9 protein-coding genes are annotated in these 13021 nt (G+C 71.4%); 6 read left to right on the forward strand and 3 right to left on the reverse strand.

The genetic code is table 11. The annotated features are described in order from the left end of the window. Nucleotides 1-77 precede the first annotated feature (77 nt). Nucleotides 78-716, reverse strand: coding sequence for a response regulator transcription factor (locus tag IE277_RS15985; RefSeq protein WP_189952861.1), 639 nt, complete (start codon nucleotides 714-716; stop codon nucleotides 78-80). Nucleotides 717-1130: 414 nt separating this feature from the next. Here IE277_RS15985 and IE277_RS15990 point away from each other — a divergent pair, with 414 nt between their 5' ends. The 6 genes from IE277_RS15990 to IE277_RS16015 all read left to right on the forward strand — a co-directional run bounded on the left by IE277_RS15990 (nucleotide 1131) and on the right by IE277_RS16015 (nucleotide 7398). Next, nucleotides 1131-1973: a M24 family metallopeptidase gene (locus tag IE277_RS15990; protein ID WP_189952863.1), complete on the forward strand. Its 843-nt coding sequence runs from the start codon at nucleotides 1131-1133 to the stop codon at nucleotides 1971-1973. A gap of 8 nt (nucleotides 1974-1981) precedes the next feature. After that, nucleotides 1982-3736 carry an SDR family oxidoreductase gene (locus tag IE277_RS15995; RefSeq protein ID WP_189953300.1) on the forward strand — a complete coding sequence of 585 codons (1755 nt, stop codon included), beginning with the start codon at nucleotides 1982-1984 and terminating at the stop codon, nucleotides 3734-3736. Nucleotides 3737-3766: 30 nt separating this feature from the next. Then, nucleotides 3767-4714, forward strand: coding sequence for a MerR family transcriptional regulator (locus IE277_RS16000; RefSeq protein ID WP_189952864.1), 948 nt, complete (start codon nucleotides 3767-3769; stop codon nucleotides 4712-4714). A 121-nt stretch (nucleotides 4715-4835) separates the two neighbouring features. Continuing rightward, nucleotides 4836-5381 (forward strand): RNA 2'-phosphotransferase, encoded by a 546-nt coding sequence (locus tag IE277_RS16005; protein ID WP_189952866.1) that lies wholly within the window; start codon nucleotides 4836-4838, stop codon nucleotides 5379-5381. A 106-nt stretch (nucleotides 5382-5487) separates the two neighbouring features. Continuing rightward, complete coding sequence (locus IE277_RS16010) at nucleotides 5488-6399, forward strand: LLM class flavin-dependent oxidoreductase (RefSeq protein WP_189952868.1); 912 nt, start codon at nucleotides 5488-5490, stop codon at nucleotides 6397-6399. 111 nt (nucleotides 6400-6510) lie between these two features. Continuing rightward, on the forward strand, nucleotides 6511-7398 hold the full coding sequence (locus IE277_RS16015; RefSeq protein ID WP_189952870.1) for an HAD-IIB family hydrolase: 888 nt from the start codon (nucleotides 6511-6513) through the stop codon (nucleotides 7396-7398). A gap of 53 nt (nucleotides 7399-7451) precedes the next feature. Here the strand turns inward: IE277_RS16015 and IE277_RS16020 are convergent, their stop codons facing one another. Together IE277_RS16020 and cydD are read right to left on the reverse strand one after the other, a co-directional pair. Beyond that, nucleotides 7452-9137 (reverse strand): GAF domain-containing sensor histidine kinase, encoded by a 1686-nt coding sequence (locus tag IE277_RS16020; protein ID WP_189952872.1) that lies wholly within the window; start codon nucleotides 9135-9137, stop codon nucleotides 7452-7454. Nucleotides 9138-9219: 82 nt separating this feature from the next. Then, nucleotides 9220-12978, reverse strand: coding sequence for a thiol reductant ABC exporter subunit CydD (gene cydD, locus IE277_RS16025; protein WP_189952874.1), 3759 nt, complete (start codon nucleotides 12976-12978; stop codon nucleotides 9220-9222). Between the last annotated feature and the right edge of the window lie 43 nt (nucleotides 12979-13021).

The following is a 13021-nucleotide window of genomic DNA, read 5'->3' on the forward strand; positions in this document are numbered from 1 at the left end:
TCCCGTTCGGCCAGGGGTGGCTCTCACCCGCCCGCCGTCCCAGCCGCGGCACCCTCCGGCCACCTGAGGGTCAGCTCCTAGCGGAAGATGCCGTGTTGGTAGGCGTACAGGCCGGCGCGCAGCCGGTCGGGCTGGCCGATCTTGCGCATGGCCTGGGTCAGATGCTTCTTCACTGTGGCCTCGGCCAGAAACAACTCCGTGCCGATCTCGGAGTTGCTCAGCCCGCGGGCGAGCCCGCCCAGCACCGCGTGCTCCCGCTCGGTCAGGCGGGCCTCGGCGGGGCTGGGGCCCTCGATCGCCAGCATCTGCTCCGCCTGCTGGACCTTGGGGGCGGGCAGGAAGACGGCGCCTCCCATCGCGACGGCCGTCACCGCCCGGATGATCTGCTCCTCGTCCATCGCGGGATCGATACAGCCGTGCACACCGCCGGTGAGGACCTGGGACACCTCCACGCTGGTCTCGGCGGGGTGCAGCAGGATGGCCTTCGCCCCCGACGCGGCGTCTGCCGACACCAGTTGCCGCGCGGCGGCCGCGTCCGCGGCGAGGCCCTCCCGCGTACCGACGAGGATGACCTCCGGCCGGTCGTGCCGGGATCCTTCCTTGGCCCGCTTCGTATCGCCGTAGCTGCTGACCACGCGCAGTTCCGGCGTCGAGGTCAGGATCGAACGGAGCCCGGCCCGGATCACCGACTGCTCGGCCACCAGCACGACGCGCACCGGGTCGCGCTCGCATCCCTCCCCCGGGGCGCGTGGCCCCGCTACCGACCCGCGCCCCGGGACGTGCCCGCGACCAGCGCAGCCCGCCAGTTCTAACGCTCCTTGCCTGAGCATTACAACCCCCGATTTTCCCTAAACGGTCTTGTCTCAGAACGACGTCGCCGAGCCTGTCCACAGTTGGGTGGCATCCCGATCCTGGCCGGGAGTGCGTGGTGTATGTCCATTTCGTGACGTCGGGCATGGAGACCACGACCCACACTACGAGCTGTCCGCTCAGAGGCACGGCGGGTTTTCCACAGGCTGCAGCGCCTCCTATTGACGCCACCTCTAACAACTGTCACATTCACCAGTGTCAAGTTACGGACGCGTACCGCAGTCGACGGGCGAGTCGGCGGCACGACGGGACGGGGCGGCATGACGACGGCAGTGAGCAGCGAACTCTCGGTGGAGCTGCGGGGGTTCAGGCGGGTGCAGCGCCTCGCCTACGAATGCGCGGAGGCGGTCGCGGCACGGCTTCAGCCGGGTGTGACCGAGCGCGAGGCGGCGCGGATGCAGCGGGAGTACCTGCGCGAGCGCGGGGTGCGGGACTGGTTCCATCTGCCCTTCGCCTGGTTCGGCGACCGCACGGCGTTCGTGAACTTCCGCGTCCCGCTGCAGTTCTTCCCGACCGACCGGCGTCTGGAGCCCGGGATGCCCTTCATCCTGGACCTGGCCCCGGTGTACGAGGGCTGCACGGCGGACATCGGCTACTCGGGCTCGCTCGGCGTGAACCCTGTGCAGGACCGGCTGATGGCCGACCTCGAGGCGCATCGCGAGCTGATCCTGCGCGAGGTGCGCGAGCGGCGCCCGCTGCGCGAGATCTACGAGCACGTGGACCGGCTCATGGTCCGCCAGGGCTATGCCAACCGGCACCGCGCGTACCCGTTCGGGGTGATCGCCCACAAGGTGGACCGGGTGAAGCCGCGGCGCTTCTCGCCCCATCTGTTCGGGTTCGGCACGCAGTCCCTGAAGGGCCTGGCCGCCGACGCGCTGCACGGCCACCGCGAGGGCTGGTCGCCCCTGTGGTCGCCGTACCGCTTCTCGGACCACCCGCCGCAGCCGGGCCTGTGGGCGGTCGAACCGCACCTGGGCTTCCGGGGCACGGGCGCGAAGTTCGAGGAGATCCTCGTGGTCACCGACTCGAAGGACCCCGAGGAGAGCGCCTTCTGGCTGGACGACGATCTGCCGCACGTGCGGCGCTGGGCGGAGGAGAAGTGACGGCGGACGTGACGCTGGAAGGTGCGCGGGAGCGCCGGGTGGCGACCGGCGGGGTCGAGCTGTGCGTGGCGGAACTGGGCGACCCCGAGCAGCCGACGGTGGTGCTGGTGCACGGCTACCCGGACAGCAAGGAGGTCTGGTCGGAGGTCGCCGTCCGCCTCGCCGGCCGCTTCCATGTCGTCCTGTACGACGTCCGGGGCCACGGCCGGTCGACGGCTCCGCAGCCGCTGCGCGGCGGCTTCACGCTGACCAAGCTCACCGACGACTTCCTGGCCGTCGTGGACGCGGTCAGCCCGGACCGCCCGGTGCACCTGGTCGGGCACGACTGGGGCTCGGTGCAGTCCTGGGAGTTCGTCACGACCGGCCGCACCGAGGGCCGCATCGCCTCCTTCACCTCGATGTCCGGGCCGTCCCTGGACCACTTCGGGCACTGGATCAACGCACGCGTGAAGCGTCCTACACCGCGCCGGGTGGGCCAGCTCCTCGGCCAGGGCGCCAAGTCCTGGTACGTGTATCTGCTGCACACACCGGTCCTGCCGGAGCTGGCGTGGCGCGGCCCGCTCGGCAAGCGCTGGCCGAGGATCCTGGAGCGGGTCGAGAAAGTCCCCGCCGGTGACTACCCGACGGCGTCCCTGCCCTCGGACGCGGCGCACGGCGCCTGGCTGTACCGGGACAACGTCCGCGCCCGGCTGACCAGGCCGCGCCCCGACGCGTACGCGCACGCGCCCGTGCAGCTCATCACGCCCCAGCAGGACGCGTTCCTCTCCGAGCGTCTCTACGACGACCTGGGGCAGTGGGTGCCCCAGCTGACCCGTCGCACACTGCCCGCCAAGCACTGGGTGCCGCGCACCCGCCCTGATCAACTCTCCTCCTGGATCGAGGAATTCATCATGTCGGTGGACGGCGGCCGCCCCGAGCCGAAGGCCACCGGCCGCCACGCCGACCGGTTCGGCGGGCAGTTGGTGCTGGTCACCGGTGCGGGCAGCGGCATCGGCCGGGCCACGACGTTCGCGTTCGCGGAGGCGGGGGCGCGCGTGGTGGCCATCGACCGGGACGCCGAGGCCGCCGCCCGTACCGCCGAGCTGTCCCGGCTGATCGGCGCGCCCGAGGCCTGGGCGGAGACGGCCGACGTCTCCGACGAGCAGGCCATGGAGAAGCTCGCCGAGAAGGTGCACAGCGAGTACGGTGTGCTGGACGTGCTGGTCAACAACGCGGGCATCGGCCTGTCGGGCTCCTTCTTCGCCACGACGTCCGACGACTGGCGCAAGGTCCTGGACGTCAATCTCTGGGGCGTGATCCACGGCTGCCGGCTCTTCGGAGCGCGGATGACCGAACGCGGCCAGGGCGGCCACATCGTCAACATCGCCTCGGCGGCCGCTTTCCAGCCCTCCCGGGTCCTTCCCGCGTACGCCACCTCCAAGGCGGCGGTGCTGATGCTCTCCGAGTGCCTGCGCGCCGAACTCGCCGGGCAGGGCATCGGGGTGAGCGCGATATGCCCCGGCATCGTCAACACGAACATCACCTCGACGGCCCGCTTCGCCGGTGTGGACGAGGCGGAGGAGCAGCGTCGCCAGAAGAACTCCGCCCGGCTGTACGGCCTGCGCAACTACCCGCCGGAGAAGGTGGCCGAGGCGATCCTGGACGCCGTCGCGCGCAACAGGGCGGTCGTGCCGGTCACCCCGGAGGCCCGAGGCGCCCACGCGCTGTCCCGCTTCATGCCGGGAGCGCTGCGCCGGCTGGCGCGGGTGGAGCCGAAGGTGTGAACCCCGGTGCCACAAGCCAAGGAGCCGCACATGCCCGATCCTCCGGTCCAGAACGCCTACCGCATAGAAGACCTCGCCCACCAGACCCGCACCACCGTGCGGACCATCCGTGCCTACCAGGACCGCGGTCTCCTCCCTCGTCCAGAGCGCCGGGGCCGCGCGAACCTCTACGCCGAGACCCATGTCACCCGCCTCCACCAGATCGCCCACCTCCTCGACCGCGGCTACACGCTGGCCTCGATCAAGGAGCTGCTGGACGCCTGGGACACCGGGCGCGGCCTGGGCGGTGTCCTCGGTCTGGTCACCGAGGTGGAGGGACCGTGGACGGACGAGCGCCCCGATCGCGTCTCCCGCGCCGAACTGGACGCCCGTTTCGGCGGCACCCCCGACGACGACGCCGTGGGCGAGGCGGTCGAACTGGGCGTGCTGGAGCGGATCGACGGCGACCCCGACACGTTCCTCGTACCGAGCCCCCAAGAGCTGTCCGTGGCCGTCGAGTTGCACGCGGCCGGGGTACCGCTGACCGCGATCTCGGGCCATCTACGGGAGTTGAGAGGGCAGGTCGAGCACATCGCGGCCCGTTTCCTGGAGTTCACCACCGAGTACGTCTTCGCCGGCTATCTGGACGACCCCGAGCGCCGTACGGACGCGCATGCGGCGGAAGCGGCGTCCTTGGTGCGCCGGCTGCGGCCACTGGCCCGGCAGACCATGGACGCCGAACTGGCGCGGGCCATGCGCTCCTTGGCGACCCGGCATCTGCGCACGCATCTCGGCGCGGAGCAGCCCACGCAGGAGCGGTCCGGCGACCGGTATGTCGCTCTTCCCGCCACGACGATCGACGCTGTGGAAAAGCTTGTTGGACGGACACACGTTTCCGAGTTCATCGGGCTGGCGGCCGAACGCGAGCTGCGGGCAAGAGCCTTGGACCGTCTGGCCTCAGGCGCTGTCCAGAGTAGGGAGGTTCGTGAATCATCCTAAATGGGGCGCCACTTGTCCACAGAATTACCAATTCCCCTGTGGATAACCTCACTTGGTTGTGGATCAAACCTACGACCAAAAACAACCTGCGTGATCCGCGTCTCTCCCCCACGCTGGACGCATGAACGAAGGACACGACGAGAGACGCACCGTGAAGGTGTCGAAGTACCTCTCCAAACACCTCCGCCACCAGCCGGAGCGCATCGGGCTCGCGCTGGACCCGGGCGGCTGGGTGGAGATCGACACACTGATCGCCGCGGCCGCCGCCCACGGCTTCCGGATCACACGCGAGGAACTGGACCACGTCGTGGCCACCAACGACAAGCAGCGCTTCGCGATCGAGGGCAGCCGGATCCGCGCCAGTCAGGGCCACAGCATCGAGGTGGACCTCGGCCTGCCCCCGGCGACCCCGCCGCCGTACCTGTACCACGGCACCGTCGCCGGGAACCTGGACGCGATCCGGGCGGACGGCCTCAAACCCATGAACCGGCACGCCGTCCACCTCTCCGCCGACCGCGAGACCGCCACCCGGGTCGGCGCGCGGCGCGGCCGACCCGTGGTGCTCACCGTCGACGCCGGCGCCATGCACCGCGACGGCCATGTCTTCCACATCAGCGCCAACGGAGTCTGGCTGACCCAGGCCGTACCACCGCGTTACCTGCGATGATCCTTCTCATCGATCCTGATCATCGATCCTGCTCATCCCGTGGCGGAACGGCAGCGTTCGGTGACCGTTTGGTCCGTTGTCAGTCGGGCCGCTTACCCTCGAACGCATGAGTCTGCGTCTGAGCACCGTGATCCTGCCCTACCGCCGCTGGAGCGAAGGCGGCCGTTCGGCCTGGGTGCGGGCCGAGCAGCTCGGCTTCCACACCGCGTACACGTACGACCACCTGTCCTGGCGCAGCTTCCGTGACGGTCCGTGGTTCGGCGCGGTCCCGACGCTGACGGCCGCCGCGGGCGTCACCGAGCGCCTCCGCCTCGGCACGCTGGTGACCTCCCCCAACTTCCGGCACCCGGTGACCCTCGCCAAGGAGCTGATCTCCCTCGACGACATCTCCGGCGGCCGGATCACCCTCGGCGTCGGCGCAGGCGGCACCGGCTTCGACGCGACGGCCCTGTTGGGCAGCGGCCAGGAGCCGTGGAGCCCACGCGAGCGCGCCGACCGGTTCGCCGAGTTCGTGCCGCTGCTGGACCGGCTGCTCACCGAGGACACGGTGTCGCACGAGGGCCGTTTCTACTCGGCGCACGAGGCCCGCAACATCCCCGGCTGTGTGCAGCGGCCCCGGCTGCCCTTCGCGGTGGCCGCCACCGGCCCCCGCGGACTGAAGCTCGCCGCGCGGTACGGACAGGCCTGGGTGACCACGGGCGACCCGAAGCTGTACGAGACGGGCACCCCGGAGCAGTCCGTCCAGGCCCTGCGCGGACAGTTCGCCAAGCTCTCCGAGGCCTGCGCGGACGCCGGGCGGGACATGGCCGGCCTGGACAAGATCCTTCTCACGGGTTTCACCCCGGACCGCGCCCGGCCGCTTCAGTCGCTGGACTCCTTCGTGGACTTCGCCGGCCGGCACCAGGAGCTGGGCTTCACCGAGATCGTGATCCACTGGCCCATCCCGGACTCCGACTTCGCCACGGACGAGAAGGTCTTCGAGCAGATCGCCATGGAGGCCGCCGCCCAGCTGAGCTGACCGGATCACCGCGGCCCGAGCCGGATCACCGCGGTACGGGCCGGATCACCGCGGTACGCAGGGGTCATCTGTGTCTCATCTGTGCGGAGTCCCGCACGGGCGTGCTGGCATATGCGCGAGAATGACCCGGTGACCTCAGCGACCAGACAGCCCGGGACCCCTGCCGCCGCCACACCCGCGCGGCTGATCGCCACCGACCTCGACGGCACACTGCTGCGGGACGACAAGTCGGTGTCCCCGCGCACGGTCGCCGCGCTGGCCGCCGCGGAGGAGGCGGGCATCGAGGTCTTCTTCGTCACCGGCCGCCCGGCCCGCTGGATGGATGTCGTCAGCGACCATGTCCACGGCCACGGCCTGGCGATCTGCGGCAATGGCGCCGCCGTGGTCGACCTGCACGGCGGCCCCGGGGCGCACCGCTTCGTAAAGGTGCGCGAACTGGCCCGTTCGAACGCCCTGGACGCCGTACGGCTGCTGCGCGAGGCGGCCCCCGGCACGGTGTTCGCGATCGAGCAGACCTACGGCTTCCACCAGGAGCCGGACTATCCCAAGCTCCACATGGAGATACCGGGCAACCTGCTGCCCGCCGAGCAGCTCCTCGCCCCCGACGGCCCGGACGCCGACCAGCCCGTGCTCAAGATCCTGGCCTACCACCCGGCTCTCGACCCGGACGCCTTCCTCACCCTCGCCCGGCTGGCGATCGGCGACCGCGCCAACGTGACCCGCTCCAGCCCCAGCGCCCTGCTGGAACTGAGCGGCCCCGACGTCTCCAAGGCCAGCACACTCGCCCTGTGCTGCGCCGAGCGCGGCATCTCACACGAGGAGGTCGTCGCCTTCGGCGACATGCCCAACGACGTCGAGATGCTGACCTGGGCCGGCCGGTCGTACGCCATGGGCAACGCCCACCCGGCCGTCATCGCCGCCGCCTCGGGCCGCACGGTCGCCAACAACGAGGACGGCGTCGCGGTCGTGATCGAGGAACTGCTCGCGGAACGCCTCTAGACCCCGCCGGGCAGGCGGGAATTTGACGACAGGGCCTAGCAGCCGAGAGCAGCTCAGTACGGCGCCTCCCACACCACTGTGGTCCCACCGCCGTCCGCCCCGATACCCGAGCCGAGCCGGCTGTCACCGCCGAGCGACTCGGCCCGCCGCTTGAGGTTCCGCAGCCCGCTGCGCCGGCCGCCCTCGGGGATGCCGACGCCGTCGTCGGCGACGCTCAGCCGCACCCCCGGCCGCCCGTCGGCAAGGGCGGCCGTCGCATCGACCACGACATCGATCCGGGTGGCATCGGCGTGCCGGAACGCATTGGACAGCGCCTCCCGCAACGCCGCGATGAGATTCTTGCCCGTAAGATCGCCGACGGTGTCGACGGGCCCGAGGAAGCGGTGCGAGGGCTTGAACCCCAGCGGTACGGCAGACATGTTGATCTCCCGCAGCACCCGTGTCCGCAGTCCCGGCGGCTCCTCCGCCGGGCCCTGCTGCAACGCGAAGATCGCGGTGCGGATCTCCTGGATGGTGACGTCGAGTTCGTCCACCGCCTTGCCGACGCCCTCGCGCACCTCCGGCACCACGGACCGCCGCTGTGCGCTCTCCAGCATCAGCCCCGTGGCGAACAGCCGCTGGATGACCAGATCATGCAGATCCCGGGCGATGCGGTCACGGTCCTCGAACACCGCGAGCCGCTCGCGGTCACGCTGCGCCTCGGCCATCATCAGCGCCAGCGCCGCCTGCGAGGCGAACTGCACCGCCAGCGTGCGCTCGGCCCGCGTGAACGGCCGTCCGCCGCGCGCACGAGGCGTGACCAGCGTGCCCAGCACCCGGCCGTCGCTCTGCAAGGGCACCATCATCGCCGGGCCGTAGCCGCTCGCGTACTGCGTCAGCATCCGGGAGTCGGTGGCGGCGTCCGTGACGAACACCGCTTGTCCGTCCAGGAGTTCGGCGACGATCCGGCTCTCCGGCGGGATCACCGCGCCCAGCATGCCCGTCGGCTCGTCCGAGGCCACGGCCACGACCTCCAGGCCGCCCTCCTCCGCGGGCAGCAGCACGATCCCGGCCGCCGCTCCGGACAGCCGGCGCGCCTGCTCCGCCACGACCTGCAGGGCGTCGTCGGCGTCCCCGCCCGACAGCAGCGCCGTGGTCACGGCCACGGACCCGTCGATCCAGCGCTCGCGCTGCATGGCCGCCTCGTACAGCCGGGCATTGCCGACCGCGATCCCCGCCTCGGTCGCCAGCACCTGGACCATGGCGAGGTCATCGTCGTCGAAAGACCCGCCGTCGCGCTTCTCGGCCAGATAGAGGTTGCCGAAGATCTCGCCCTGCACCCGGATCGGGACACCGAGGAAGCTGCGCATCGGCGGATGGTGCTCGGGAAAACCGTATGAGCGCGGGTCTGCGCTCAGATCGGCCAACAGGACGGGCACCGGGTCCCTGATGAGCGCGCCGAGCAGCCCCCTGTGCCCGTCGGGCAGCCGGCCGATCCGGCGGGCGGCCGCCTCGTCCACCCCCTGATAGACGAAGTCGGAGAGCCCGCCGCCCTCCTCAGCGACGACCCCGATCGCCGCGTACCGGGCACCGGTCAGATCGGCGGAAGTCTCGCAGATCCGGTCCAGCGTCGAGTGCAGCTCCAGCCCGCTCCCCACGGACCGCATCGCCTCCAGCAGCTGCGGCACCCGCAGCGCGGGCTCGGCGGGAAGCCCGGGCGCGGCAGATCCCGCGGCGTCGGACGGAGGCGGGGCGCACATGCCCTGAGCGTAAATAGTCCCTTCTGTCACCGAAACCGGAGGCGCGAGGCGGAGTGACGCCGTGAGGGCACCCGAGGAGCCCTCACACCGCCTCCACCAGCGACTCCGCCTCGGCCTCGCGCCGCGCCAGCGCCCGCAGCGGCCCGTCCACCGCGACAAGCTCCGCGTACGTGCCCCGCTGGACCACCTGCCCGGCGCCGAGCACGATCACCTCATCCACCGCCTCCAGCCCGGCCAGCCGATGAGTGATCAGCAATGTCGTACGGCCTTCCGTGGCGGCCAGCAGATCGGCGGTCAGCGCGTCGGCCGTCGGCAGGTCCAGGTGTTCGGCGGGCTCGTCGAGCACCAGGACGGGGAAGTCGGCCAGCAGGGCACGGGCCAGCGCCAGCCGCTGCCGCTGGCCACCGGACAGCCTCGCGCCGTGCTCGCCGACCAGCGTGTCCAGGCCGTCGGGCAGCCCCTCCACCCAGTCCAGCAACCGGGCCCGCGCCAGCGCCCGTCGCAGCTCTGCCTCGGTGGCGTTCTTCCGGGCCAGCAGGAGGTTCTCGCGCACCGAGCTGTCGAAGATGTGCGCGTCCTGGGCACACAGCCCGACCAGCCGCCGAACGTCGTCACCGGCCAGCGCGTACGCGTCCACACCGGCGAGCGTGTACGAGCCCTCCTGCGGGTCGAGGAAGCGCAGCAGCACCTGGGCGAGGGTCGTCTTGCCGGAACCGGACGCCCCGACCACCGCGATCCGCCGCCCCTCCCTCAGCGTGAGGTCGAAGCCTGCCAGCGCCTCCCGTCGCTGCCCCTCGTACCGCGCGGCCAGCCCCTTGACCACCATGGGGAAGGGCGAGGCGGGCGCCTGCCGGGGCCGCTCGGGCTCACGCACGGGTTCCGGGGCGTCGAGCACCTCGTAGACGCGCTCCGCGCTCCGCCGCACCCGCTGCCGGTGGCGTACGGCGAGCGGCAGTCCCAGTACGGCCTCGAAGGCGGCCAGCGGAGTGAGGACGACCACGGCCATCGCCACGCCACCGAGCCGGCCCGCGGCCACCGCCTGGACGCCGAGGAACGCGGTCGCCGTGACCGTGAGCCCGGTGATCAGCGCGGTGAGCCCGTCACCGAGCGCGGTCACGGCGGCGGCGCGCGAGGCGATCCGGGTCAGGGCTGCGTCGGCTCGCCGGGCCGCGTCCGTACGGGCGGGCAGCGCACCGGCGACGGTCAGCTCCGCGGTACCGGTGAGCAGGTCGGTGACACGGGTGGCGAGAGCACCCCGGGCCGGGGCCAGCCGTCGCTCGGTCCGCAGGGCCACGGTCGCGGTGACGAGCGGCACGCCGACGCCGGCCGCCACGAGGCCCGCCGCGAGGGCCGCACCGGCCTCGGGCAGCAGCCAGGCCATGAAACCGACGGAGGACGCGGAGACGACGACAGCGACCGACGCGGGCAGCAACCAGCGCAACCAGTAGTCCTGGAGCTCGTCCACGTCCGTGACCAGCCGGGTCAGCAGATCACCACGCCGCGCGCTCCGCAGCCCGGCGGGGGCGAGCCGCTCCAGCCGCCGGTACACGGCGACCCGGGTGTCGGCCAGCATCCGCAGCACCGCGTCATGCGACACCAGCCGCTCGGCGTACCGGAAGACGGCCCGCCCGATCCCGAAGGCCCGCGTGGCCGTCACCGCCACCATCAGATACAGCACCGGAGGCTGCTGCGAGGCCCGCGAAATGAGCCACCCGGACGTCGCCATCAGCCCCACGGCACTGCCGAGCGCCAGACTGCCGAGCAACAACGCCAACCCCAGCCGCCCCCGCCGAGGCCCGGCAATCGCCCGCACCCGCGCAAGCACACCCCGAGCCCGCCCCGAACCCCACTGAGGTCCGACACCCACCCCCGGCCCAGCGCCCCCACTCCCCACCCCACCCGAGCCTGACTCCGCGTCGGCACGTCCCAACCCGCCCGAGACCAACTCGGCGCCGTCATGTCTCAGTCCATCCGAGACCAACTCCGCAGCGCCGCTTACCGCACCACCCGAGACCAACTCCGGGGCGCTGCTTACCAGTCCGCCCGAGTCCGACTCCGCGCCGTCACTTTCCAGCTCACCTGAGAACAACTCCGTACGGCCGCCATCCAGCCCACCGAGTCGGGTGGCGGGTGGGCGAGGGCGGGGGTCCAGGGGGCGGAGCCCCCTGGTAGGCCGACCGCAGCTCCGGCCGCCCACCAGCTCCGCGCTGTCCAGCCGCACCACCCGGTCGGCAACCTCCAACAACGCCGGCCGGTGCACAACCAACAGCACCGTACGCCCCGCCGCCAGCCGCCGTACCGTCGCCACGACGCCCGCCTCCGTCACCCCGTCCAGCGCAGCCGTCGGCTCATCGAGCAACAGCACAGGCCGGTCGGCGAGAAAAGCCCGCGCAAGAGCCAACCTCTGCCGCTGCCCCGCCGACAGCCCAGCCCCGTCCTCCCCGAGTACGGTCCCGGCCCCCTCAGGCAGCGCATCCACGAACTCCAGCGCCCCGGCGTCCCGCAGCGCACCGCGCACGGCAGCATCGTCCGCGTCGGGCCGCGCCAGCCGCACGTTCTCCGCGATGGTCCCCGCATACAGATGCGGCCGCTGCGGCACCCACGCGATCCGCGAGCGCCACTCCTCCACATCGAGGCCGGCAAGATCGGCATCCCCGATCCGCACCCGCCCCTCGGTGGGCTCGACAAACCCGAGCAGCACGTGAAGCAACGTCGACTTGCCCGCCCCACTCGGCCCGACCAGCGCGACCGTCTCACCAGGGTCGACGGTGAACGACACATCCGTCACAGCATCCACGGACCGCCCGGGATAGCGCACCGTGACCCCGTCGAAGGCCACCGCACCCGCCGCACCCATGGGCACCACCCCGGCACCGGCCGCCGGAACCGGCGTCTGCAGCACCGTGAAGATCTCCTCCGCCGCGGCAAGTCCCTCAGCCGCCGCGTGGTACTGCGCACCGACCTGACGCAACGGAAGATACGCCTCGGGCGCGAGCACCAGGATCACCAGACCGATGTACAGATCCATGTCACCGTGCACGAGCCGCATTCCGATCGTCACCGCGACGAGGGCGACCGACAGCGTGGCGAGCAACTCCAGCGCGAAGGAGGACAGGAAGGCGATGCGCAGTGTCCGCAGGGTGGCCTGCCGGTACTCACCGGTGATCCGGCGAATGGACTCGGCCTGCGCCTTGGCCCGGCCGAAGACCTTCAGCGTGGGCAGTCCGGCGACCACGTCCAGGAAGTGCCCCGACAGCCGTGACAGCAGCCGCCACTGCCGGTCCATGCGGGACTGCGTCGCCCAGCCGATCAGCATCATGAACAGCGGGATGAGAGGCAAGGTGCCCACGATGATCGCCGCCGACACCCAGTCCTCGGTGACGATCCGCGCCAGCACCGCCACCGGTACGACCACCGCGAGCCCCAACTGCGGTAGGTAGCGAGAGAAGTAGTCGTCGAGGGCGTCGACCCCACGCGTGGCCATCGTGACCAGCGAACCGGTGCGCTGCCCGGCCAGCCACCCGGGACCCAGTGCAGCCGCCCGGTCAAGCAGCCGTCCCCGCAGTTCCGACTTCACCGCCGCACTCGCCCGGTGCGCAGCCAGCTCGGTGAGCCACGCGACAATCGCCCGACCCACTGCCACGGACACCAACAACAGCAGGGGAGTGCGCAGTTCAGCGACAGACCGCCCATGCTGGAACGCTCCGACGACAACCTCGGCGATGAGCATCGCCTGGGCAATGACCAGCCCTGCGCCGACGGCTCCCAGACCGACGACCGCCACGAGGAATCGACGGGTGGCACGGGCGTACTTCAGCAGGCGTGGATCAATCGGTTTCACGTGAAACGTGCCCTTCGGCCCAGAGGGTGTGTTTCACGTGAAA

This window comes from Streptomyces alanosinicus, assembly GCF_014650595.1.
Classification (GTDB): Bacteria; Actinomycetota; Actinomycetes; order Streptomycetales; family Streptomycetaceae; genus Streptomyces; species Streptomyces alanosinicus.